Raw genomic sequence first — 23,614 nt, 5'->3', positions numbered from 1 at the left:
TATACAGCGCCCTTCGCGGGTGGTGTAATCGACGGTGCCAGTACCGGTAGAGGGGGTTCGGACGGATCATGGAGGCTGACGCCCTCGCCGTGCCGGGAGCCGGGAATTCCGGTCGTCCGACAGGCGCGCCGCTCGGAAACGAGCCGCTCGGCGATCTCGGCCTCGCGGGCGACGACGCCGCCATCTGGTCGTACGACTTCGAGAGCGAGAAGCTGTCCTGGCTGCCCGGGCTGGAGAACCTGCTGGGTGGCGGTGTGCTCACCGAAGCCGAGACCGAATCCCGGCTCGCCGATCTGGTGGCCCCGCTGACCTCCGGCACCCGCACTTCCCCGCCTTGGCGCGAGTTCGAACTCGAGCAGTCGTTCCGGAACCCGGCGGGCGAGCTTCGCTGGGTCCGCCTGCGCGCCCGCACCATCGGTGACGACAACGGCTCGACGGGACTGCTCGGGATCGCCACCGACGTGACCGACGTCCACGAGAACCGGCAAGCTCTCGAAGATCTCACTGACCGTTACCGGCTTTTGGTGGAGCTGAGTCCCGACGCGGTCTGCGTCCACGAAGCCGGCATCGTCACGTACGTGAACCGGGCGGCCGTCTCCGCGCTCGGTGCGTCCTCGACCGCCGAGCTGATCGGGCGGCCGATCATGGACTTCGTCGCCGAAGAATCGCTCCCGGCCCTGCTGGACAGGATCGCGTCGCTGCACCGCCAGGGCGCGTCGACCGATCCCGCCGACACCGTCATGCTCCGCCTCGACGGCACGAAATACCTGGTCCAGAGCATCTCGGTGCGCACGACCTGGGAGGGCAGGCCCGCGTTCCAGGTCATCATGCGCGACATCAGCGCGCAGAAGGCCGCCGAAGCGACGCTGCGCTACCAGGCCGCGCTGATCAGCCACGTCAGCGACGCGATCATCGCGACCAACGGCACGGGCATGGTGACCAGCTGGAACCCCGCCGCGGAGAACGTCTACGGCTGGACGGCGGGCGAAGCGATCGGCGGCACGGTGAGCGACCTCGTCGGTGCCGCGCTCGACCCGGAAACCGTGCTGCGCAGGGGTGGCGTCCTGCGGACGACGCACCGTCATCGCAACGGTTCGACACTGGCCATCCGCATCTCGGCCGCGGAGATGGCCGACGGCTTCGTGCTGGTCTGCGCCGACGAAACGGCCCGGCGACGGGCCGAACAGCACTACAGCACGGTGGTCGCTTCGCTCGACGAAGGCGTGGTCGTGGTCGGGCCCGGCGGCCTCATCGAATCGGCCAACCCGGCGGCGTGCCGGATCATCGGCATCGACCACGACGACCTCATCGGCGTCCCGTGCGTGACACTGGAACTGTTCGACGAGCAAGGCCGCATCCCGCCCGCACGGATCCCGTCGGTGGTGACCAGGCGCACGCGGGTCACGCAGACCGGGCTCGTGCTGCGGCTGCGGAGGCCCGACGGCGGCGACGTCTGGATCTCGCTGACCTCACGGCTGCTGACGCCGGAAGACCCGTCGGCCATGGCCGTGGTCACCTCGTTCACCGACATCACCGAACGCCGCGCCATCGGCGAGCGGCTCGCCCACGAGGCGACGCACGACCCGCTCACCGAACTCGCGAACCGGACGCTGGTCCTCGACAGCCTCGCCGAGGCGCTGTCGGGTGCCGGCCGCGCCGAGCTGACCACGCTGCTGTTCATCGACCTCGACAAGTTCAAGGTGATCAACGATTCCCTCGGGCATTCCGTCGGCGACAAGGTGCTCCGCATCGCGGGCGAACGACTGCGCCGGGGAATCGGCGAGAGCGACCTCGTCGGCAGGCTCGGCGGCGACGAATTCGTCGTCGTCACCGCGGAGATCACCGAACCGGACGAGATCAAGGCACTCGCCGAGCATCTGCGCGAGGCGCTGACCGAACCGATCACGGTCAACGGCAGGCAGCTGCACATCGACGCCAGCATCGGCATCGTCACCGCGGCCAACGACGACACCCGGACCGCCGAAGATCTGCTGCGGGACGCGGATGTCGCGATGTACCAGGCGAAAACGCTCGGCCGGGCACGGTACGAGTTCTTCGACGTCGAGCTGCGCGAGCGGATGCAGCGGCGGCTCCGCATGGAACAGGACCTGCGCGACGCCCTGCAGAACGAGGAACTCTGGACCGCCTACCAGCCCGTCGTGGACATCGAATCCGGTGAGATGGTCGCCGTGGAGGCGTTGCTGCGCTGGAAACATCCGGCGCACGGCACGATCTCGCCCGCCGAGTTCATCCCGCTGGCCGAGGAAAGCGATCTGATCAACCTGATCGGCAAGCACGTCCTGCGCACGACCACGCGCGAGATCGCCCGGCGGCGCGACCAGCTCGGCATCGACCTGAACCTCAAGGTCAACCTGTCCGCCCGGCAGCTGGACGACCCGCATCTGGTGCCCACGGTGCAGGACGCGCTGAGGACGACCGGGCTCCCGCCGCACGCGCTGACCTTGGAGGTCACCGAGAGCGCGCTGATGCGGGACCAGGCCGCGGCCGCCGAAGTCCTGGCGTCGCTGCGCGATCTCGGTGTCTCGCTGGCGATCGACGACTTCGGCACCGGCTATTCGTCGCTCGCGCAGCTGCAACGGCTCCCGCTGGACACGCTCAAGATCGACCGCACCTTCGTCACCGGCATCGCGGAATCGCGCGACGCGGCCGCGATCGTCAAGAGCATCATCGCGATGGCGCACGCCGTCGACCTGATCGTCGTCGCCGAAGGCGTCGAAGACGAAGAGCAGCTCGCGGTCCTGCGTGAGCTGCGCTGTGACCAGGCGCAGGGCTTCCACCTGGGTCGCCCCGCGCCTCCGGACGAACTTTTCGGAGCCGTTGAATGAGTGTCGAGATCAAAGCCGGGGAAAACCGCTACGACATCGTCGTGGACGGGAAGACCGCCGGGTTCGTGGATACCCGCACCCGAGGAGACGCGGTCCTGTTCCTGCACACCGAGATCTCGGACGACTTCGCCGGCCAGGGCCTGGCGGGCAAGCTCGTCACCGCCGCGCTCGACGACGTCCGGTCGCAGGGCAAGTCCGTCCTGCCCTACTGCCCGTACGTGCGCTCGTACATCGCGAAGCACCGCGAGTACGAGGATCTCGTCCCAGAGGACAAGCGCGCCGAGTTCGAGCTCTAAACCCTCAGCCCGGGTAGATCTTCAGGAGCTTCGCGAGTTCGTCCTCGGTGAGGACGACGTCCAGCTCGCGCAGCGTCGCGTCGAGCCGCTCGGCCGGGACCGGCGTGGTCTCCTTGGTCCCGTCCGGGCGTTCGACGATGAACTCGCTGCCGACCAGCTTGCGGCTGAGCCCCTCCTCCAGGCGCATGATCACCAGCTGCCCGGTGAACGGCGAACGCGGATGCGTCGACGTGTAGTGGTGGTAGACCTCGTAATCGATCCGGTGCATCGGCGTGAGCGTGAAGGCGTGCAAGTCGGTCCAGTCGTCGCCCTCCTGCTTCTGCAAGCGCCACCAGTCGCCGTCGGCGACGAGCCGGTGCGGCCAGCCCGCCTGCTCCACCACGGCGCCGTCGACCAACGGCATCGGCACCAGCATCCCCGCGCCGAAACCGACGTCGACCAGGTGCTGGACGCCGTCGGCCTCGATGACGAGCGTCATGTGCGTGTACGGGCCGGGCCGCTGCGGCTGCACTCGCGCAACCAGGCGGCGCACGGGGTAGCCGAGCTGCTCGGCGGCCGCGGCGAAGAGGCTTCCGTGCTCGTAGCAGTAGCCGCCGCGCTGACGGCGGACGAGCTTGCCGATCACGTCTTCGAGCGCGATCCCCTTGTGCTGTTCCAAAACGACGTCGACGTTCTCGAACGGAACGGCCAGGACGTGCGCCTTCGCCAGCTCACGCAACGCGGCGGCGGAAGGCTTCGCGCGGTCCTGGCCGATCCGGCCGAGGTACGCGTCGAGATCGAGGGTGCCGACGGTCCATTCGTCGACCTGCTCAGGTGCGAGTGTCATGCCTCCAGCCTGACACCTCCACCTAGATCGAGGTCAAGATCATTGCGCGCAGACCGTGGCCTGGGCGGGCAGCGTGCCGTCCAGGAGGTAGCGGTTGACCGCGGCTTCCGCGCAGCGCGGGGGTGTCGCCGCAGACCAGCGCCAGCATGAGGGAACTCTGCGCGCTGCCGCTGTTCTCGATGCCGCTCAATCCGGGGTGGTTCAAGAACTTCGTGATCCCCAGCAGCCAGTTCGACGGCAGCTCCATCCCCTTCAGCGCCCGGACGGTCGCGGCGAACTGCTCGTTCTCGCGGTCGTCGGAGGAGGCGACGTAGTAGACGAAGGGGATCGTGCGTTCGTACAGCGTGTCCTCGCCGACCTTCACCGGTGCCCGCTTCGCGTCACGGATGACCTTCTCCATCCCGGCGCGGACCTCGGCGGCGGTCCTTCCGAGACTTAGGCGCTGGTGCCGCGGCGCCGCCCAGGCGGCGAACTCGTCGACGTCCATGTCACGGGCGATGTTGCGGGCGGAGATATGCGGCAGCACGTCCGACGGTTGACGATTCGCTTGATCCCCATACCCTGCTCTCACTCGGTCCACTGTGGACGCTCAAGGCGTCACCAGAACCGTAGGAGAGCGGGGACACCGATCCATCCCGTCTGCCGTAGTGCCGTCGCTGGGGTCAGCCCCACCTTCGCGCTTCCTGGGTGCCGGGCTGCGCGGTCACCGTCCCGTCGTGCCCCGGGGTCCGTCCGCCTGCCCCTGTCCGTTCGGCGCGACGACCTGCCGGGCAGGTGCCGGGGAAGACGCCGGGCCGAATACGGCGTGCGTCCAGGCGCCGAGCGCGAACACGGCCGCGAGCGCGACCAGACCGGCCAGCACCTGCGTCGTCCTGGAGAACGGCCTGGCGGCGCGGCGCATCTCGCCGTGGAGGTCACCGGTCACCGCCGGACCGGCGACGATGTCCTCCGCGGTCGGTTCAGTAGACGGCATCGAGACTCCTATTCGTGACGCAAGGCGTCGATCGGCCGCAGCTTCGCGGCCCGGTTCGCTGGGAAGACGCCGAAGAACAGCCCGATCAGGGCGGAAACCGCGAACGCCAGGAAGATCGAGGACGGCACCACGACCGGCTGGATCCCGGAGATCGTGAACCGGCTGCCGATCAGCCCGATCGCGACGCCGAGCAGGCCGCCGAACAGGCTGAGCATGGTCGCTTCGGCGAGGAACTGGCCGAGGATGGCCGAACGCGGCGCCCCGACGGCCTTGCGGATGCCGATCTCGCGGATCCGTTCGGTCACCGTCACCAGCATGATGTTGGTGACGCCGATCCCGCCGACCAGCAGCGAGATCGCCGCGACGGCGGCCAGCAGCACGGTGAACGTCTCGGTGGCGGAAGTGCGGGTCGCGAGCAGTTGTTCGGAGTTCTGGATCTGGTAGTCCGCGGTGCCGCCGGCGCGGATCCCGTGCCGCGCGTTGAGGATCGCGGTGATTTCGGCCTGGGCGAGGGAAACCGAGTCCGCGCCCGCCGCCTGCACGGCGATCTGGCTCAGGCTTCCGTAGCCCGCCAAGGAGTTCTGGACCGCCGAGATCGGCGCGATCGCGACGTCGTCGGCGTTCTGCGGCCCGGTGCTCCCCTGGGCCTTCAGCACCCCGGCGACGGTGAACTGGATGCCGTTGAGCAGCACGTTCCCGCCGACCGGCTTGGCCGTGCCGAAGATCGACTGGGCCGTCGTCGCGCCGAGGACGACGACCTTCCGCGCGGCCGTGACGTCCTCGGCGGTGAACAACGCGCCGTCGGCTATCTCCTTGTTGGTCGTGGTGAAGTACGCGGGTTCGGTGCCCACGACGCTCGGGATGTCGTACGACGTCTGGCCCCGGGTCGCCGTCGCCGTCGTCGTCACCACCGGCGACGCCGCCTTGACGTCCGGCGCGCCGACCGGGTCGACGAGCGCGTGCGCGTCCTGCACCGTCAGCGGGCGCGCCGTCGCGCCCTGGCCGCCGCCGCGTACCGGGGACACGGTGACGACATTGGTGCCGAGTCCCTGGATGCTCGCCGCGATGGCGGCGGAAGCGCCGTTCCCCACCGCCACGAGCAGGATGACCGCCGCGACGCCGATGGTGATGCCGAGCGTCGTCAGCGCCGACCGCAGTTTGTTCGCGGTGAGACCGCGGATCGCGAACCGCAGGATCTCCAGGAAGTTCACGACGCCACCCCCACCGCACGGGTCGCCTCGTCGGAGACGATCAGCCCGTCGTCGACACGGACCACACGGCGGGCGTGCGCGGCGACCTCGTCCTCGTGCGTGATCACCACGATGGTGCGGCCGAGGCGGTTCAACCGGTCGAAGACGCCGAGGACGTCCGCGGTGCTGCGGCTGTCGAGATTGCCCGTGGGCTCGTCGGCCAGCAGCATCGCCGGTCCGGTGATGAGGGCCCGCGCCACGGCCACGCGCTGGATCTGCCCGCCGGACAGCTCGCTCGGCAAGTGCTTGGCCCGGTCGGACAGCCCGACCATCTCCAGCGCGGCGAGCGCGCGCTCGCGCCGTACCGACCGGCGAAGTCCACTGTAGACAAGCGGAAGCTCCACATTGGACGCAGCGGAGGTGCGGGGAACCAGATTGAAGGATTGGAAGACGAAGCCGATCTTGCGATTGCGCAGCAACGCCAGCTGACGCTCGTTGAGTTCGCCGACGCCGAATCCGTCGAGCAGGTACTCGCCCGAGGTCGGCACGTCGAGGCAGCCCAGCATGTTCAGCAGGGTCGACTTGCCCGAACCGGACGCGCCCATGATCGCGACGTACTCGCCGGGCAGGACGGTGAGGTCGACGCCGCGCAACGCGTGCACGGCGGTCTCCCCTTCGCCGTAGGTCTTGCGCAGTCCGGAGACCGCGATCACCGGGTTCATCCCCGACCGCCAAATCCGCCTCCGGTGCCGGTGCCGCGCTGGCCGCCGCCGGGGAAACCTCCCGTGCCGCCCGTCCGGTTGGTACCGCCGGTGCCGGTGGCGGCCGTCGCGGTCAGCACGACGTTCTCCCCTTCGGTGAGCCCCGAGGTGATCTGCACCGTCGACTCGCCGCGGATCCCGACCTGCACCTGGCGCGGGGCTTCCCGGCCGTTCTCCTGCACGGTGACGACGTTCGTGCCGCCCGTGGTCCGCACCGCGGCGGCGGGGACGCTCAACGCGTTCTGCGCCTCGGCGACGGTGACCACGACACTCGCGGACTGGCCGGGCCGCAAGCCTTCCGGCGGGCTGGCCAGCGCCAGCTTCGTCTTGTAGGAGACGACGCTGCCGCTGGTCGTCGGCGTCAGGTCGACGCTGGAGACGGTCGCCTGGACCGGCTTGTCGGGCGAGGAGTTCAGCGTCACCGTCGCCTTCTGGCCCGCTTTGACCTTGCTGACGTCGATCTCCGCGATCGAGGTGTCGACGACCAGGTCGGTCATGTTCGTGATGGTGATGAATCCGCTGCCGCCACTGGACGAAGACGACGTCGAGGCGTTGGAGTTCCCCTGGTTCCCGCTCGACGTCTGGGAACTCGCTGAAGAACCGCTGGAGGATTGCTGTCCGACGGTGCCGTTGATCGCGGTGACCGTTCCCGCGCCGGGCGCGGTGAGGGTGGTGTCGTCGAGCGCGGTCTGGGCGTTCTGGACGTCGAGCTCGGCCTGGTCCAGCTTGGCCTGCGCCGAGGCGACACTAGTCTGCGCGCTTTGAGCGTTCTGGCCGGTGGCGGGGGTGTCCTCCGCTGTCTCCGCGGTGTCGAGATTGTCCTGCGCGACCACGAGGTTCGCCTTCGCGACCTTCAGCTCCTTCGTGGCCTGAGCGCTGTCGATGGTCGCGAGCTTCTGCCCCACCGACACGACGTCGCCGACCTTCACGTCGATCGACGCGACCTTGCCGGCCGTGGCGAAGTTCGCGGTGCCGGTGTACCCGCTGGCGAGGGTCCCGGCGGCGGAGACGGTCTCGGTGACCGTGGCCCGGCGGACCGGCGTACTGCGGGTCTGGGCCTGCGCGGTGTTCTGTTCGGGACTGAATGCCTGGTATATCCCGAGACCTGCTCCGGCCAGCAGCACGATCAGGACACCGTTGAGCACCCAGGCCTTGGAGGGGCGAGCTCGCGTCATGCGGTGACACTGCTGCCGTTGCTTGGCAATGACCTGTTGATTGCCTGTGAGCCCGCTGTGTATCGGGGGCGGCCGCCCCGGCTTCGCACCGGGGCGGCCGCGCTGGTCCGATCAGGAAGCGCACTTCCAGCGAACGGGTACCGTCTTCCCGGTCGCCGTGTCGACGTAGCTGCCGCCGACGACCCCGGCGTCGGTGATCGTTCCGGCGACCGCGCGGCTGGAGCCGGCCGGGGCGGGAAGGTACTGCCAGGTCGCGCCCGGAGTGGCGACGACCGGGACCGTGGTCTGCTCACCCGGCTTCCGGTAGCTCATCAGGACCGTGCCTGCCGAGGTCACCGCGAGCCCTTCGGTCGTCTCGGTTCCCGGCGTCGACGCCAGTGCGCCGGACAGATCCCATTCGACCGCCCCGAATCCGAGGGCCGAGCCGATGATCCGGGTGCCACGAACACTCGACACCCGGGTGATCTCACCGCCGAGCGGCGTGGCGAGGGTCCGGCGGGTTCCGTCCGGAGCCCAGACGAACGCGTGAGCGTCCGCGCCGATCAGACCGAAGATCGCGACACTTCCGTCGTCGCCGATCCTCGGTGTCGTCGGGAAGAAGCCGTCCGGCGTCGACAACACGACCGGCGGCTCCGCCTGGTGACCGGCACGCCAGACGGCGACCTTCTGTACTCCGTTCCGCGAAATCCGGCCGACGATGTCCCCTGCGGCGTTGATCCCGTCGAGACTCGGCGATTCGTTCCCGAAGACTCCGGACGGCTGACGGACTCCGGCGTGGTACCACTCCGGAGTCGAAACCCCTGGCGCGGCGGACCACGAGCCGATCAGGTCGCCCTGCGCGTTGATCCCCGTCAGGTTCAGCGAACCGCCCACCGGCGGAAGCCCTTCCGGAACACCGTCACGCCAGACGACGAACTGCTGACGGCCGTTCGCGCTGGTGCCCGGGCCGGCAAAGGCGGTTCGCCCGTCGGTCGCGGTGACGAAAGCGCTCGTCACCCCCGCGGGCAACGCGAGCGGTTCGGCGGCATAGGCGCAGGCCGCCGCGGCCGCGGGTGTGGCGACGGAAACGAGCGTGGCGGTCGTGGCGACAACGGCGGTCGCCAGCGCGGCCAGGCCGGATCTCAGAGTGCGCAAGATTTTCCTCCCAGTAGGAAAAGACCGGGAGGACAGCACCACCACGGGCTGTTCCTCGACAGCCCGCGTCCCCCCGTACGCACAGCTTCACGGCGCACGAATGCGCACGCAAGCATTAGAACGATTGTTCGACCGATCGGACCAACGTGCCGGGCGCATGAAAAAACCGCCTCGATGTGCATCGAGGCGGTTCGTTGAGCGGTGGCCAGGGCCGGGGTCGAACCGGCGACCTTCCGCTTTTCAGGCACAGACGTTTCCGCTGGTCACGGGGGTTGCACCAGTGCCGCGTGCAACCCCCGTGCAACATCGCGCCTCAGTGCTTCACGATGATGGTCTTGGGCAGCTTGGCAGCGTTCCCATGCGCGGCGAGCTTGCTCAACTGGTCGGCTACCTCCCTATCCCGCCCTTCGACCGCGTGGAGATACCGGAGGGACGCAGCCGCCGACGCGTGCCCGAGACGCTTCTTAAGGTCAGCCAGCGTCGCGCCCGCACTCGCTGCGAGCGTCTGCCCCGTGTGCCGCAGGTCGTGATAGCTCACATCCACACCGACCTTCACCCGCGCCCGGACGAACGCCTGATAGACCGCGTTTCCCCGCATCGGCTGCCCGTCCTTGCCGATGAAGAACCGATCCCGCCCCGCCCACTCCTTCATGTGGTCCCGCAGGTACGGCATGACGTGCGGAGGGACTGACACCGGCCGACGGCCCGCGTCCGTCTTGGGGTCCTTGTCGTACTTCTTCGGACTCTCCAGAAGCTCCACCCTGTTCTTCCGGACCCACACGACGCCGTCCACCAGGTCGACGTCAGCCGTCCGCAGGCCGCAGACCTCACCGCGACGAAGACCGCACCAGGCCGCCAGCAGCACGGCCGCCTGGTAGCGAGGAGTGATCGCCTCGACGAGGTCGACAATCTGGCCTGGGGTGGCGATGCCCCGTTCCTTCGCCTTGTCTGTACCCGCGCCGGGGATCTGGCAGGGGTTGATCATGATCGCCCCGTCCCTCTTGGCCGAGTTCATCACGGCACGGAGGAAGCGGTACGACTGCCCGATCGACGTCTTCCCGCCCTCTCCGAGCAGGGCCTTGGCGTACCAGCTCCGCACCACCGGCGGGGTGATCGCGATCAGCGGGAGGTCCAGCAGCTCAGTCATGTGAAGGCGCATGTTCCGCCGACACGTCTCCTCCCACCTGTCCCCGATGTTCGGACTGTCGCGCAGATAGGCACCCGCGTAGTTGCCGAACGTTTCTCGTCCTAGCTTGTCGTCCAGCCAGGCACCCTTGTTGATATCCGCCTCTACGCCGACCAGCCACCGATCAGCGTCGGTCCTGGTCCGGAACGTGTCCGGCGCGTACTGGCGCACTCCGTTCGGACCGAGGAACGACGCCTGAAACCGGCCGGAAGGCAGCTTCCGAACCGACCCGAACCGCCTCCGCTTCTTCGCCATCACGCCACCGCCCGACCAGCGGACCAGCTCACCCGTACCGGCTCGACGCGTCCCGCCATCACGAACGCGTCCAGATCAGCGACCGCCAGCCGAACGTGAACGCCGACCTTGTGGAAGGCAATCCGCCGTTCCGCGATCAGCCGCCGCACGAACCGGACACCCGTGTTCAGGTACTCAGCCGCTTCATCGACTGTCAGATAGTTCTTCTCCACGTCTCCCCCTTCCTAGGCCGCTTGCCGAGTTGCCGAAGTTTCCGGACGTTCACCAGGTGGCCCCTGTGCGGCGAGTAGTGCTCGGTCGTACTCGGCCTTCCAGGTGATCCGTTCGGAGATGGCGCGCATCACCAGGTGGTCCCGTGGTGGGCAGTGGGTGTCGCCGGGTTCGACCTTGCGCCAGACGAACCGGTCCGGTTCGGGTTGTTCCTTGGTGATGCCGACAGCGGCCAGCGCGTCCAGGACGAAGCCCTTCCGGTCCGCCTTGTGGTCAGCCACGGTCTTGCCCGACCACTTCCGGGACACCAGCACCCGCCGCCCAGGAAGTCCGAGTGTCGTTCGACGGTGAGCTCGTCCCTTGCAGTGTCCGGGAACAGTCTTTCCGTTGGCTCCCTTGGGGTTGATGCCGTACAGCAGCCACACAGCGCACCGAGGCGAACACGGGGTCACCGCCAGCTCAGCGTGAAGACGGTCGTGGTGATCCCGCTGCGCGACGGTGTCCGCGTCGACCACTTCACCCGTGGACTTCGTCAGGTACTTAGTGAGGTAGCCGATGTGACGCCCGGATTCCTCCGTGCCGCCCAAGATCCCCTTGGAGTGCACCTGACGGCCGAACGTGACCACATGCGCCGGTTCCTCCACCGCCTCCACGGCCTCATCCCACGACGGCAGCGGCTCCCGAGTGTCCGGGTCCACGAACGTCCGGGAACCCATGTCCCACAACGGTTCCCGGTCCGTGTACACGATCTCGTCATGGTTGGGCCACCACACCTGGTGATAGGTGGCCTCCGTGACCATCCGGATGACCTCGTGCGAGATGGAGCCCCGTAGGGCGGTGTGCAGGTGCGGAGCCGCCCGCCGTTGGGGTTCCACGGTGGCGAAGTACTGCACATCCCAGCCGACCGCCCGCCGCAGGTTCTGCCACCACCGGTCCACCAGCGCCGAGAAGTGCACCGCGTCCCGAGCAGCCCGCCGGTAGTCATAGGTGGTCGGGTTGACCGGCGAGCCGTCGGAGCGGACCGGGCCGTAGGTGTCGCAGGTGAGCGTGACGAACATCGACGGCCGGAACTTCCCCGCGAACTCACGGCCCACGGTGGTCTTGGCGACCTTGCGGCGTGGCAAGTTCGGCGCGTCCTGCCGCCGCTTGGTCGACCGCTTCACCGGACGCTTCTCCGGGACGTCAAGGGCAGGCAGGCGACCCGTCATCCCGGACGCCCGCAGCTCCTCGTCCACCGAGGCGACCTCTGCCCGCAGCTCCTCCATCTCGACCTCGTCACCGACCGCCAGCGCCTCCCGGTAGGCCGCCGCCAGATCTGCCCGGAACGCCACCAGCTCCGTTTGGGTCTTCGACGGCGCTTCCCGTTCGATGACGGGTTCTTCGGTCATATGCCAGCCCTCGCGGCACTGTGCCTGACGGAGCGCTTTTGCCTTGCGAGCGCAGGGAAGGCACACCGATTCGACCGTCGACCCACAGGGCACGGGCACGTAGCGGATATCGCCGGTTTCGGTGTCTCCGACCTCCATCGTGAAGGGCCGGACACACACGCCGTGCTTTTCCGCGGTGGCCTTCACGACCTCCGCAGAGAGCGCCCCGCGGATTCGTCCATTCGTGGCCGGCGGGGCGGCCGGACCTGTTCCGACCTGCGAATCTGTCGTCATGCCGTCCCCCTCTCGCCGCGCCGGTCTGACAGGTGGATGACCGAGGCACCGCCGTTGGTGACGTAGTGCTCCAGATGCTTGACGGTCTGGTCCGGAACCCAACCGGCCCGCACGCGCAGGGGTTCGCGGATGCCTTCGCCCCAGACGTAGCCGACACCGGCCGCCGACTCGGGAATCCGGTTCGCCCACGCCCCACGCTCATAGGCGCCGTCCCCGAGGACCATCGGGACCTGACTCTTCGCGGTCACCCGCAGGCAGATACGGCGGGTGAACAGCTCCCGCACCGGAACGGTTTCCTTGGTCGGCTCCTGGACATAGCCTCGGACCGCGAACCCGAGCGCCCGCCCCTGAGTGGTCAGGATCGCGACCCGTTCCACGATCGCGTCACGGGTCTTGCGATCGGTGTAGCGGGTCAGAGCGCCGATCTCGTCGAACTCCAGCAGCTCCACCGGATACTCGGCCGAGACCGGGACCTGACGGGTGTACCCGGCGAAGACGCGCTTCCGGTTCTCCAGCTCCTCCATCAGCGCCTCGAGGACATCCAGCGCTTCCTTGCCGGACACCCCGTAGCGAGCGAAGATCCCGCGACCGTAAGCAAGTTCGACCGCCTTCGGGTCGATCCCGGACACCCGGACGAGACCGGCGCGGATCGGTGCCGCAGCCGACACCAGCGGAGCCCACAGAACCGAGCCCTTCCCCGACCCCGACGCACCAGCCACCAGCGTGTGCGCGCCACCACCAACCAGCGGCAACGTCCACGGCGTGCCGTACTCCGTCGAACCCGCGTACACCGCCCGCAGATCCACGCCCGAGCCGTCCACGGACACCATCTCTGGAACCGGCAGGCCCGTCACCGCCGTGTCCAGCAGATCCCGGCGCATGAAGTCGATGGACACCACATCCGGCTCAAGCTCCCGCACCTGACACCGCGCGACCTTGCGCGCCACCGCCAGCTCTCGCGCGACCTCATCGAAGTCTTCCGGCTTCTGTCCAGGGACCAGCCGGACCCGGACCTCATCCCACGACGGGCCGGAGCGGACCGACAGCAGCTTCGGCACCGCCACCCCGGACGCTTGACGAGCCTTCGCGACCGCCTCACGCTTGCGCCGACGAGATACCAGGTTCACCGTCACGTCGACCGGGATGGCGTCATCCCGGACAGTCAGACCGCAGGCGTGCAGCCACCCGGCCAGCTTCCGCCCGTAGAGCGCCCAGCGCAGCCACCACGCCCGCAGCCACCGCCCGCACCACTGGTCATACCCGACCGCGTCCAGCCGCCACCACATCAGCAGCACCGCCGCCAGCACGCCGACCGTGACGACGAGGGACACCCAGCCCAGCACCGTGCACCAGGCCCACAACGCCAGCAGCGCCAGGCAGGTACGCCAGTGCCCGACGAGTTGCCGAACAATCCAGCCGACCGCCCGCAGCAGGCCCCACAGCGCCACGCCGAGCACCGCCAACGCGGCCAGCGCCTCGAACACACTCGCCAGGACACGGCCGACCTTGGCCAGCACCCACAGCACCACCGCCAGGCCGCCACCGACCGCGAGCGTGGTCATGATCTCCTGCGTGTTCATCGCCGACCACCCCGCAGACCAGTAGCGGGAACCACGATCGGCAGCGGCAGCATCCCCAGGCACGGGGAGCACTTCTCCTCACCCGGCAGCAGCCGAGCGAACCGTTTGCATTCCGTACAGCGCGTTCGGGTGACCCCCGTTGACTCGCACTGTGTGCCGTCATTTATCTTCGTCATTGTTCACTGCTCCAGTGGACAGGCGCAGAACCGGAACAGGTTGGTAGCCAAGGGCCGGTTCTGCGTTTTAAGGGACACTTTTTAGCCACATGAGGACGCGTTTATCCGCCACACGTCCCCACGTGCGAAAATTTCGATATTCAGTTCTCGCCTATCTGGTCAGTCCTGTGACCGTGCACGCTCCTTACGTTCGAACTCCCGAAGCGCGACCAACCACACGTGCTCCCGTGCGATATCCAGGCCATCCGCCAGGCGGACCGCTGTAGTCACCGTGGTCAACGACCGTTCGCCCCGCTCCAGTTGGCCGAGGTGCCGAGGGCTGATGCCGGATCGCGCGGCCAGTTGAGCTTGGGTCAGTCGCCGAAATCGGCGTGCCCGCCGCAACCATTGCGCCGCCGTCTTGCCGTCCAACATCGAGCCGTCGCCGTTACCTCCCCATTCCTGCACGCGCCTACTTGGCATCCGATTTCTCCGCCTGAATCCTCGCGGCCAGTTCTTCCGCCTTGCCGTCCTCGTGCGCGACCCAGTACCGAATCTCGTGGTGATGGAAACGGTCCACATCGGACACCGCGCGATACATTCTGGCGTTGGCCTGCCGCCATTTCAGCCACGTCGACAGGCTCGCCCCTGGCAGCGGACGGGTCGCAGCCGCGACGTCGTGCGCATCCTTGAGTGTTTGCGGCTCATTCCTGCCCGGAGTCGTCATCACAGGCCCCGGTCCGTGCGCGGCTTTCGAGCAGTGCCGCCAGTTCGTCCGCGCAATCGCGGAGTCGGCGTAGGAAGACAGCCCGGCTCAGCCAGTCGCCCCGATGTTCGGGAGGACGGATCGTCAGCGATCCCGCTGTGCCCGACAGGACCAGCGCCGGGGGCGACCCCGGACCCGAACCAGTTTCCTCCACCGTCACCTCGTCCCACGGGCTGATCACCCACGTTGGGCCGAACCCCTCCCGCATAATCGTCACCTCCCGCCTTGCGTTCCCACTGCCGTGCCTGGTCCTCGAAGGCTTGCGCGGCGGACCCCACGGCGGCGACCACCCACCACGGCAGGTCGGGATCACCGCCCAGCGCTCGCCATGCCTGAGCGACCAACCGCGACGCCGCCGCCATCTCTCGCGCAACATCCGGATTCGCGCCCCTCGACCGTGCATCCACGTCCGCCGCGTCCCGATAGACGCGGTACGCCGACTCCCACGCGGACACCTGCTTTTTCGACGTCACGACACCACTTCCCTCTAGAAGTCAGTGCCGTCACGCGGCCTTGGCCGAGGACTCACCCGCCGTCGACCGGGAAGCCTTCCCGCCCGCGCCACTTCCCGCCGCCTTGAATCCGGTAGCGCGGAAAACGTAGGACAGGTACTTGTACTCGCCTTGCCCGGCCACCTTCGGCTCAGCGGTCAACCCGTCCAGCTCCACCGGGCGCATACCCGGCATCACCTCGCCCGTCGTGGGCACCGGTTGCACGTCGGCCAGCAGCGTGATCTCGAACGAAGCCCGCTTCGCCTTCGTCTCACCGGGGTCGGTCGCCATGAACTTCCACTGCCGCTTCCCGGTCACCTCGTCCACCCGCTGCCTCGTCGGCCGCCCCTGCGCCCTCTCCTCACGCGACTGATATTCGTTGTCCGGCGACACTTCGCCCACCATCACAAGACCCTGCGGAAACGCGTCATCGTGGTCAACGCTGAATCGAATGCCCTTTTCGATCGCCATGTCGTAGTGAACCTTCCCGCTTGTCGGATACGCCTTTACCGGCGTACCTACAACAATCGGCCAAATGCGTGTCCCGTCACGACACCGTCTCGGTCTCGCCTCACAGCGTCTCGCACTCACCTTGTCTCGTCTTGTCTCGTCTCCCGTGCTAGCTTGGTCTCATGAGCCCCGACACCACTGCTCAGGAAGCCCGGCCGATCGTCCTCAAAGTCCTGCTCAGAGGACGACACTTGCAGAGCTACCGCGCGTTCTGCCGCGAGTACGACAAGGTGGCCGAGAAGGTCGACAAGAGCCTGAGGGGCAGCTTTCCCAGCAAAGCCCAGTTCTACCGATGGCTGTCCGGCGAACTCGTCGGCCTGCCCTACGCCGACCACTGCCGAATCCTTGAAGCAATGCTTCCCGGCTGGCAAGCCGAACAACTCTTCGAGTTTCACGACGGTGGAATCGAGTTCGTCCCCGAACCAACTGCGTCGCCGACGAGCCAGGCCATTAATCCGCCAAGCTCCGCGATGGAACCACGCGGCAACCCGGAAGTCGTTGAAGTCTTCTCGCACCGGAGCGCGATCCCTGCCGACCTGTGGACTCGGCTGCTGGACGACAGCGGGGAACGCATCGACATTCTTTGCCTGGCCGCCCTGTTCCTCGTTGAACGACCGACGTTTGCGAAGCAGGTCAAGCAGAAGGCCAGTGATGGGGCCAAAATTCGGCTTCTGTTCGGCGATCCCGACGCGGACGAGGCCACCAAGCGCAGCGAAGAGGAACAGCTCGACGCACGCACCGTTTCCGCTCGCATCCGCAACGCACTAGCGTTCCTGCGCCCGCTCGATGGCGTACCCGGCGTAGAGGCACGGCTGCACACCACCACGCTGTACAACTCGGTGTTCCGGTTCGACGACGAGATGGTCATCAATACCCACGTGTACGGCCTTCCAGGAGCACACGCCCCCGCTCTGCACCTCCGGCAGACACCGAAGGGCGACATGTTCGAGACGTACATGGAGAGCTTCGAGACCGTCTGGTCTGCCGCCAAGCCGCTGACCTGGTAAGCAAGGAGCTATGGCACGCCGAGACCACTACCACGAACCGAACGCGCCGAAGGCGAACTCACTGCGGGTCGCCGTCAGCGCGTTCATCCTGGACGAGGCTCGCCGGCTGCTGATGATCCGGCGCACCGACAACGATCGATACGCCATCCCTGGCGGTGGACAGGAGTTCGGCGAGACAGTGGCAGGGGCCGTGGTCCGCGAGGTCGAGGAAGAGACAGGCCTGACCGTCGACGTCACTGGCTTCATCGGGATCTTCTCCGACCCCGACTACGTCATCGAGTACGACGACGGCGAGGTCCGCCAGGAGTTCTCGCTCTGCTTCCGCGCCCGCCCTCTGTCCGGTGACCTGCGCACGAGCAGCGAGAGCAAAGAGGTTCTGTGGGTCGAACCAGCCAGGCTGGACGGCCTCAACATCCACCCCGCCATCAGGCTCAGGATCGCCCGCGGCTTCGAGAGTGCTGACCAGCCGTTCTACACGTAGTCGATGCCTGCCGCCCTCAGCTGAGCTTCTGTCCGCCCGACAGCAGCGGCCAACTCTGGCCGCGCAGCCTGAATAAAGGTCGACACGACGTCATCCGGTCCGTACCGCTGTTGAATCTCTGCCGCGCGCTCTTCGAAGGTGACAACTTCACCATCCGGCGACGTGGTCATGTCTGCCCACCACAAAGCGTCCCTTAGTGGTGTCCGCTCGTCATTCCAGTCGACTAGCTCGTCTGCCATGCCCCGCAGCTCCGCTTCGAGATGCGCCGCCGAGTGATGAGCTACCAGCGCACACAACCGCTCCGGAGCACCGACCTCCCGGAGGTATCGCGCGCCATCCAGCGCATGCAGTCCCGTGACAGCCAGCTCCGGTGCGTAACCAAGGTCATGGACCAGGCCAGCCGCAGCAAGCAAGTCTGCGTCACCAGTGGAGAACAGCCGGTCCGCAACCCGCGAACGCTCATAGACCCCCTGGACATGTCTCCAGCGACGAGGCAAATGCACACCAAGCCACCCTGCCGCTAGCTCGTCGGCCCACACTCGCAAGTCCACACATCCACGATATCGGCCGTCGAAGTAGTGCGCCGACAATCTCGTCGCCGAAACCGGCTTAACACAGTTCGCCCCGCGTCTCGCTACGTCACAGTAGATTCTTTCGAAGAATCACCGGATTCCTCGCCATCACTCTCAAGCGCCATCAATTCACCTGGCACCTCAAAAAGATTTCGCAAGAACTGCACAGTAAACAGCAGGGCGCGACGCGCATCGGATTCAGACAAATCTTCATCCGTGTGATGAGCGCCCATGTTTCCCACTTTCCGAACATGACTTAAAACCTGTTCGAAGTCTTTCGTGACGTACCCCTCGGATATCAGCTTTTGAATCGAGTGGACTAGCGGCTTTCTTGGCTCATTTACACCCTTAGCCGCCGCAGCAGCTTCAAGTGTCCGCCGGAGCTGTACAGCCGCAGCAGAGGGCACACCCGCTTGAAGCACGCGAATTGCACCCTTCAAGTGCTTCCCAATATCGTCAGGGAGATGGCCGACACTGTAAGCAGTGTCTTCAGCATCCGGGAAGACACGTTCGATCATGACGTGCCACTCAAGGGGAATCGGGTCGTGCGGACGCAACTCCGGACTCGTGTCCATGCGGACCAGCTTTATCGTCGTCAGGTTCGCACATCTCGGGCAAGCCAAAACTGCCCACGGACTTTCACGCAGATCAGCACCTTTGACAGACATGCGCGACCAAAGTATCTCCATCATGGCATCTCTAAGACCACACGCGCCACAGTCACGAAATCGCAGCTCGCCGAACCGCATAAAAAACTACCTCTCACGCTCAAGACTCCGCTAGATCACAGGTTGTCCTCATAGGTCGCTCCTAACGCGTGCTCCGTTTCGCAGCTTGGTCACGACTTGCTGCCGAACTTGGCTCTATGGGATCAAGGCGCCGCCGTTGGCGGCGCGCGGGTCACCACCCGTCCGGCGGGCTACGCCCAGGAGGCGACGCCGGCCTCCCGCTCCGCTCCGGCAGGCGCCGCCGGGCGAGCCCGCCGCAGGGCAGCACCCGCAGCGCGCCGCCAACGACGACGGAGACCCAGGAGCCACACAGCGAGATCACCCGACCCACCCAGCCGACGCGCAGTGGTCACCAGGTGGTCCCTCGCTTCTCAGCGTCTAACACCGGCCCGCCCGCATCAAGGCGGGAAAGCGTGCCTTGACGCGACCGAACCGGCGCTAGAGATGGCAGGGGCGAGGGAAACGGGGCGAACAGGCACGCGAAGCCCTCAGCGAGCGACAGCAGCCCCGAGGCGTGCAACATACGTGCGACAAGCGGCGGCCAAAGCGGGTCAACCACGGTCAACAGTGGACAGACTCAAGATCGGCCCCGGACATGAAAAAACCGCCTTGACCTGGATCAAGGCGGTTCTGAGAGCGGTGGCCAGGGCCGGGGTCGAACCGGCGACCTTCCGCTTTTCAGGCGGACGCTCGTACCAACTGAGCTACCTGGCCGGGAACGCCGGCGAGGAGCCGAACGATCTTGCGACCCTGACGGGACTCGAACCCGCGACCTTCGCCGTGACAGGGCGACGCGCTAACCAACTGCGCCACAGGGCCTTGCATACTGCTTTTACTACTGTACTGCGTACTCCCAACGGGATTCGAACCCGCGTTGCCGCCTTGAAAGGGCGGAGTCCTAGGCCGCTGGACGATGGGAGCCCGGTTCGGTTTCGGCGAACCGATCCGACCCGCGCTCTCCGGTGTCCCCGGGAGCGAACATAACTATAGGACACCCCTGTTTTCACTCCCGCACAGGGGGTCCCCTAGTTGTTCACAGGGCTGGGACCTGCGAGAACGCGGTGAGGTCAGGATATCAGGGCCGACGCGTCCCGCAGGGCGTCGAGACGCCGCCGGAGCTCGTCCCGCTCGTCGCCCGTAAGAGTGACGGCGAGGAGCTCGGCCACGCGCCGGTCGGTCAGGTCCTCGGCGTACGGAAGAGCGGATCGGCCGAACGGCCGGGGTCGTCGGCCCCCGAAAGGCTGACGTGCGCCCACTGAGCCGATGACCGCGAGTAGGCACGCACCGCGGAGGCCGCGTCGAGAGCCACCATCGCGGGCGGCAGGGCGAACTCGAAGAGCCACGACGGGAAGATCCCGAACAGCTCCGCGACCACCTTCGGCGGCGGGTCGCCCAGCACCGCCGAACGCCCTCGCAGGTACAGCGTCCGAGGCGGCAGGCCCACCTCGGACTCGACCTCGGCGAGCTCCGGGGAGGGCGACCTCCCCGTCAAGTACAAAAGAAAGCCCGGCCGAGCGGTGAACACCGCACGACCGAGCTTCGCGAACGACCTCAGCGCTGAACGGGCGCCTGCCCGTCCTCGTCCAGCGTCAACCCCAGCATGTCCAGCAACTGGACACAGTCATCGACACCCAGCGCCCCATTGGCCACCGCCAGCCGGGCACGCCGCACCTGGTCGTCGGACACCCGCTGGGCATCCCCCTGACCCGTGCGCTGCGCCGGCAGACCACCAGCCAACGTCGTCGAGCTTCCCCCATCGGCACCTTCGTACCGAAGGAGGAACTGTCGAACTTCCACAGACCCACCCATGGTTCCTCCAGACGGCCAACGAACAGCTTGGCCGCGAGGCTAGCCAGAGCCGGCCGCGACACACAGCCCCCCGGAGAGTGAACCTGTCGACACGCTCCGCACAACGCAGAGCAATCACGCGCACACCGGCACCACATGAACCACAGGCGAACCACAGGTGGCGCCCCGACCGGAATTCTGCCCGCGCCCACTCGCCCTTCTCAGCAAACCGTGCAACAATCGATTTGCTGACACACCCCCGGTCAGCGCCTGTGGAGATCCCCTCCGACCCCCGCGTTCCTCCCCCTGGCGCGGGGGTCGTCTACATTCCGCCGCTTGTCGCTTCGCGACCGCGCCGTGAGTCGTAGTGCCATCCCGGGGGCCCAGCCCCCGGACCCCCAGGGTCCGTGCGGCGGCGGCTGGCAGCCCCGGACTCGGTCCATCGGGCATTCATCTCACCGCTTTGTGAATGGTTCTTATCGCTCGCCTTGATTGCGGGTTGTGATCACGGGAAAAGGGTTTCCTGTCGGGGTTGGGCCGAATGGGACAAGAAAATGGGTGTGTCGTGGCTCACTGTGGTTGGTTTGCCGAGACCGAACCGTTATCGTGGCCCGGTGCCCCTTCCTTCCCTGAGCCGTCGCAGCGGCAGCCGCACGAACATGAAGCCGGTCAACCCGGGTCGTCACCGCAACTCCCCCACCAAGGAGGCCGAGGCGGTCGTCGAAGACACGGAGCTCACCAGCTACCTTCGCGCCCTCGCCCCGGACAACGACCCGGAGAGCACCGGCACCGGCAAGCGCTTCGGCGAAGCACAGGTGTTCCAGCTGCGGATGAACCTCATCGCCTGCGAACAGCTCAAGGACGCCGCCGCCGAACGCAACCTGTCGCCGCAAGCGCTGGCGCAGGAATGGATCCTCGAGCGCCTCTCGTGGGAATCGCAGGCCAACTCGGCCCAGCAGCGCCGCCACGAAGAAGCCCACACCGACGAGTTCCGCTTCGACGCCAACGCGTGGGAGCAGCAGCCCGTCCCCCGCTGAACCGTCACCCCGGAACGGAACAGCACAAACGAAGAAGTCTTCAAAGCCATAGAAAAGCCCCCGGCGAGATCGCCGGGGGCTTTTCTGATCAGTCTGAGCAACGCCGAAGGGCGGACTCAGATCGCGCGGACCTTCTGGGCCTGCGGGCCCTTCTGGCCCTGACCGACCTCGAACTCCACTCGCTGGTTCTCCTCGAGGGTGCGGAAACCGCGGCCCTCGATCTCCGAGTAGTGAACGAAGACGTCGCCCTCGCCGCCATCCTGCGCGATGAAGCCGAAGCCCTTCTCCGCGTTGAACCACTTCACAGTGCCTTGCGCCACCGCTTTACTCCTCGTTGCACATCCGCTTCGAGTGCCGCCGAAGCGACACCCAGACCGTCCCGGGCGGTTCCAACGAGTCGAGCGAAGAGCGCGTCACCGGCTCATGGCTCGCGTCAGAAGTTCCGCGAGTGTGAAGCCACGAACACGCAAAACGACGGCCTGATGGCAGCGTACCGGGATCTGGCCATATTTGAAGCCCGTGATCGGACTCTGGGCATGCCCAAGTACCAAGGTCACCGGAACGTCGTAGACCGATCCGTCTTCTGTCGGACCCTCTCGCTACCCTGTCGCCGCACGCCGACCTCAGATCTTCGCCGGACACGGACCGAAGTCGGTCATGCCCCGTTCGTGAACTATGATCCACCCGATTGTGACTCGCATCACTCCTCGGCGGATCAACTCACGGGGTGGTCCGGACGTCATGGTCGGTGTACAGGGGAGCAAAGGGGAAGCTTTGAGGTTCACGGAATCCGCGCGCCGCCGGGCGGCGATCGCGGCACTGGGGTTGGTCGCCGTTCTGACGCTGGGGGCGTGCAGCAGCGAGCCGACCGTGTCGGCCAGCGGCCCGGACAGCGGCGGCCAGATGAGCGGCGAGACCGGCGACAAAGCGGCGGCGCCGGCCAAGCTGACGTACGAGCCCGCCGCGGGCGCGCAGGACGTCGCGCCCGGCCAGCCCATCAAGGTCACCGTCGCGGACGGCACGCTCGACCAGGTCGTGCTGACCAATCCGGACGGCAAACAGGTCGCGGGCCAGCCGTCCGAAGACAAGAAGAGCTGGTCGACCACCGAGCAGCTCGGCTACGGCAAGGCCTACACGTGGTCCGGCAAGGCCACCGGCACCGACGGCAAGCCCGTCCAGATCGGCGGGGCCTTCACCACGGTCAAACCGCGCAAGCAGGTCGGCGCGAACATCAACGTCTTCGACGGGCAGACCTACGGCATCGCCATGCCGATCACGCTGACGTTCCCGAGCAAGGTCACGGACAAGGCGTCGGTCGAGAAGGCGCTGTCGGTCGAGACCACGCCGAAGACCGAGGGTTCCTGGGCCTGGGTGCACGACGACACCTCGGTGCACTGGCGGCCGAAGGCCTACTGGCAGCCCGGCACCACGGTGAAGTTCAACGCCAAGATCTACGGCGTCAAGGTCGGCGACGGCGTGTACGGCAAGGAAGACCGCTCGGCGAGCTTCACCATCGGCCGCTCGCAGATCGTCAAGGGCAACACCCAGACCCACCGGCTGCTGGTCATCCGTGACGGTCAGCAGATCGCGGACTACCCGGCCAGCTACGGCCTCGACGCGGACCCGGGCCGGGTCACGCCGAGCGGCACGCACGTCGTGATGTCGAAGCACGACACGTACTCGATGACCAACGAGCGCTACAACTACGAGAACATCGTCGTGCCGTCCGCGGTGCGGTTCTCCACCAACGGCGAGTTCATCCACGGCTACGGGCCGTCGATCTGGGCGCAGGGCAAGAAGAACATCTCGCACGGCTGCGTGAACCTGGCGCCGGCCAACGCCAAGGCGTACATGGACGGCGCCTTGGTCGGGGACCCCGTCGAGATCGAGGGCAGCACCCAGAAGATCAACCGGGCGCGCGACTACAGCGACTGGACCTACGACTGGGCCGAGTGGTCCAAGCTTTCCGCTCTCGCGAGCTGAAGT

25 protein-coding genes and 3 tRNA genes are annotated in these 23,614 nt (G+C 67.0%); 6 read left to right on the top strand and 22 right to left on the bottom strand.

Annotation, left to right across the window (positions count from 1 at the left end; genetic code table 11):
* Positions 1-68 precede the first annotated feature (68 nt).
* Positions 69-2,846 (top strand): EAL domain-containing protein, encoded by a 2,778-nt coding sequence (locus tag IE302_RS20875; RefSeq protein ID WP_191256141.1) that lies wholly within the window; start codon positions 69-71, stop codon positions 2,844-2,846.
* Positions 2,843-3,142: a GNAT family N-acetyltransferase gene (locus tag IE302_RS20870; protein WP_191256140.1), complete on the top strand. Its 300-nt coding sequence runs from the start codon at positions 2,843-2,845 to the stop codon at positions 3,140-3,142. The genes IE302_RS20875 and IE302_RS20870 overlap by 4 nt, the downstream gene beginning before the upstream one ends.
* 4 nt (positions 3,143-3,146) lie before the next feature.
* Here the strand turns inward: IE302_RS20870 and IE302_RS20865 are convergent, their stop codons facing one another.
* The 14 genes from IE302_RS20865 to IE302_RS20800 all read right to left on the bottom strand — a co-directional run bounded on the left by IE302_RS20865 (position 3,147) and on the right by IE302_RS20800 (position 15,976).
* Positions 3,147-3,968, bottom strand: coding sequence for an arylamine N-acetyltransferase family protein (locus IE302_RS20865; protein WP_191256139.1), 822 nt, complete (start codon positions 3,966-3,968; stop codon positions 3,147-3,149).
* Positions 3,969-3,990: 22 nt separating this feature from the next.
* Positions 3,991-4,539 (bottom strand): hypothetical protein, encoded by a 549-nt coding sequence (locus tag IE302_RS20860; RefSeq protein WP_191256138.1) that lies wholly within the window; start codon positions 4,537-4,539, stop codon positions 3,991-3,993.
* Positions 4,540-4,671: 132 nt separating this feature from the next.
* Positions 4,672-4,941: a hypothetical protein gene (locus IE302_RS20855; protein ID WP_229907874.1), complete on the bottom strand. Its 270-nt coding sequence runs from the start codon at positions 4,939-4,941 to the stop codon at positions 4,672-4,674.
* Between the two features lie 8 nt (positions 4,942-4,949).
* Positions 4,950-6,152 (bottom strand): ABC transporter permease, encoded by a 1,203-nt coding sequence (locus IE302_RS20850; protein WP_191256137.1) that lies wholly within the window; start codon positions 6,150-6,152, stop codon positions 4,950-4,952.
* Positions 6,149-6,853 carry an ABC transporter ATP-binding protein gene (locus IE302_RS20845; protein WP_191256136.1) on the bottom strand — a complete coding sequence of 235 codons (705 nt, stop codon included), beginning with the start codon at positions 6,851-6,853 and terminating at the stop codon, positions 6,149-6,151. The genes IE302_RS20850 and IE302_RS20845 overlap by 4 nt, the downstream gene beginning before the upstream one ends.
* The gene (locus IE302_RS20840; protein ID WP_191256135.1) at positions 6,850-8,067 is read right to left on the bottom strand and encodes an efflux RND transporter periplasmic adaptor subunit; all 1,218 of its coding nucleotides are present in this window, start codon (positions 8,065-8,067) and stop codon (positions 6,850-6,852) included. The genes IE302_RS20845 and IE302_RS20840 overlap by 4 nt, the downstream gene beginning before the upstream one ends.
* A gap of 111 nt (positions 8,068-8,178) precedes the next feature.
* Positions 8,179-9,201, bottom strand: a complete 1,023-nt coding sequence (locus tag IE302_RS20835) for a hypothetical protein (protein ID WP_191256134.1) — start codon at positions 9,199-9,201, stop codon at positions 8,179-8,181.
* A 313-nt stretch (positions 9,202-9,514) separates the two neighbouring features.
* Positions 9,515-10,642, bottom strand: a complete 1,128-nt coding sequence (locus IE302_RS20830) for a tyrosine-type recombinase/integrase (protein ID WP_191256133.1) — start codon at positions 10,640-10,642, stop codon at positions 9,515-9,517.
* Positions 10,642-10,854, bottom strand: coding sequence for a helix-turn-helix domain-containing protein (locus IE302_RS20825; protein WP_037333131.1), 213 nt, complete (start codon positions 10,852-10,854; stop codon positions 10,642-10,644). The genes IE302_RS20830 and IE302_RS20825 overlap by 1 nt, the downstream gene beginning before the upstream one ends.
* A gap of 12 nt (positions 10,855-10,866) precedes the next feature.
* A complete protein-coding gene (locus IE302_RS20820) occupies positions 10,867-12,513 on the bottom strand; it encodes a replication initiator (RefSeq protein ID WP_191256132.1) in 1,647 nt (548 codons plus the stop codon).
* Entirely contained in the window at positions 12,510-14,093 is a 1,584-nt protein-coding gene (locus IE302_RS20815) for an FtsK/SpoIIIE domain-containing protein (RefSeq protein ID WP_229907873.1), read from the bottom strand. The genes IE302_RS20820 and IE302_RS20815 overlap by 4 nt, the downstream gene beginning before the upstream one ends.
* Before the next feature lie 335 nt (positions 14,094-14,428).
* A complete protein-coding gene (locus tag IE302_RS43270) occupies positions 14,429-14,683 on the bottom strand; it encodes a helix-turn-helix domain-containing protein (RefSeq protein WP_191256319.1) in 255 nt (84 codons plus the stop codon).
* Between the two features lie 37 nt (positions 14,684-14,720).
* Positions 14,721-14,975: an AMED_5909 family protein gene (locus IE302_RS20805; RefSeq protein ID WP_191256330.1), complete on the bottom strand. Its 255-nt coding sequence runs from the start codon at positions 14,973-14,975 to the stop codon at positions 14,721-14,723.
* 542 nt (positions 14,976-15,517) lie between these two features.
* Positions 15,518-15,976, bottom strand: coding sequence for a hypothetical protein (locus tag IE302_RS20800; protein WP_125731890.1), 459 nt, complete (start codon positions 15,974-15,976; stop codon positions 15,518-15,520).
* Positions 15,977-16,137: 161 nt separating this feature from the next.
* Here IE302_RS20800 and IE302_RS20795 point away from each other — a divergent pair, with 161 nt between their 5' ends.
* Together IE302_RS20795 and IE302_RS20790 are read left to right on the top strand one after the other, a co-directional pair.
* Positions 16,138-17,022, top strand: a complete 885-nt coding sequence (locus IE302_RS20795; RefSeq protein ID WP_191256131.1) for a DUF5919 domain-containing protein — start codon at positions 16,138-16,140, stop codon at positions 17,020-17,022.
* A gap of 10 nt (positions 17,023-17,032) precedes the next feature.
* Positions 17,033-17,503: an NUDIX hydrolase gene (locus tag IE302_RS20790; protein ID WP_191256130.1), complete on the top strand. Its 471-nt coding sequence runs from the start codon at positions 17,033-17,035 to the stop codon at positions 17,501-17,503.
* On the opposite strand, the gene IE302_RS20785 is transcribed toward IE302_RS20790, so the two are convergent.
* From IE302_RS20785 to IE302_RS20755, 7 genes are all read right to left on the bottom strand, one after another.
* A complete protein-coding gene (locus IE302_RS20785; protein WP_191256129.1) occupies positions 17,494-18,054 on the bottom strand; it encodes an HD domain-containing protein in 561 nt (186 codons plus the stop codon). The genes IE302_RS20790 and IE302_RS20785 overlap by 10 nt on opposite strands.
* 83 nt (positions 18,055-18,137) lie before the next feature.
* Positions 18,138-18,650: a DUF4145 domain-containing protein gene (locus IE302_RS20780; protein ID WP_191256128.1), complete on the bottom strand. Its 513-nt coding sequence runs from the start codon at positions 18,648-18,650 to the stop codon at positions 18,138-18,140.
* Between the two features lie 793 nt (positions 18,651-19,443).
* Positions 19,444-19,517 (bottom strand) — tRNA-Phe (locus IE302_RS20775).
* 31 nt (positions 19,518-19,548) lie between these two features.
* Positions 19,549-19,622 (bottom strand) — tRNA-Asp (locus tag IE302_RS20770).
* 29 nt (positions 19,623-19,651) lie between these two features.
* Positions 19,652-19,724: transfer RNA gene (locus tag IE302_RS20765), tRNA-Glu, on the bottom strand.
* A gap of 256 nt (positions 19,725-19,980) precedes the next feature.
* The gene (locus IE302_RS20760; RefSeq protein WP_229907872.1) at positions 19,981-20,295 is read right to left on the bottom strand and encodes a helix-turn-helix domain-containing protein; all 315 of its coding nucleotides are present in this window, start codon (positions 20,293-20,295) and stop codon (positions 19,981-19,983) included.
* A 59-nt stretch (positions 20,296-20,354) separates the two neighbouring features.
* Positions 20,355-20,612: a hypothetical protein gene (locus IE302_RS20755; protein WP_020633070.1), complete on the bottom strand. Its 258-nt coding sequence runs from the start codon at positions 20,610-20,612 to the stop codon at positions 20,355-20,357.
* Positions 20,613-21,205: 593 nt separating this feature from the next.
* Between IE302_RS20755 and IE302_RS20750 the strand changes: the two genes are divergently transcribed.
* Complete coding sequence (locus IE302_RS20750) at positions 21,206-21,628, top strand: hypothetical protein (RefSeq protein ID WP_191256127.1); 423 nt, start codon at positions 21,206-21,208, stop codon at positions 21,626-21,628.
* A gap of 116 nt (positions 21,629-21,744) precedes the next feature.
* Here IE302_RS20750 and IE302_RS20745 read toward each other — a convergent pair whose 3' ends face one another.
* Positions 21,745-21,948, bottom strand: coding sequence for a cold-shock protein (locus IE302_RS20745; protein WP_003097368.1), 204 nt, complete (start codon positions 21,946-21,948; stop codon positions 21,745-21,747).
* 421 nt (positions 21,949-22,369) lie between these two features.
* Between IE302_RS20745 and IE302_RS20740 the strand changes: the two genes are divergently transcribed.
* Positions 22,370-23,611 (top strand): L,D-transpeptidase, encoded by a 1,242-nt coding sequence (locus IE302_RS20740; protein ID WP_191256126.1) that lies wholly within the window; start codon positions 22,370-22,372, stop codon positions 23,609-23,611.
* Positions 23,612-23,614 lie beyond the last annotated feature (3 nt).

It is taken from the genome of Amycolatopsis oliviviridis, assembly GCF_014654365.1.
In the GTDB taxonomy this organism is placed as follows: Bacteria; Actinomycetota; Actinomycetes; order Mycobacteriales; family Pseudonocardiaceae; genus Amycolatopsis; species Amycolatopsis oliviviridis.
The sequence above is the reverse complement of the archived record's forward strand: the minus strand, read 5'-3'. Positions and strand labels throughout refer to the sequence as shown.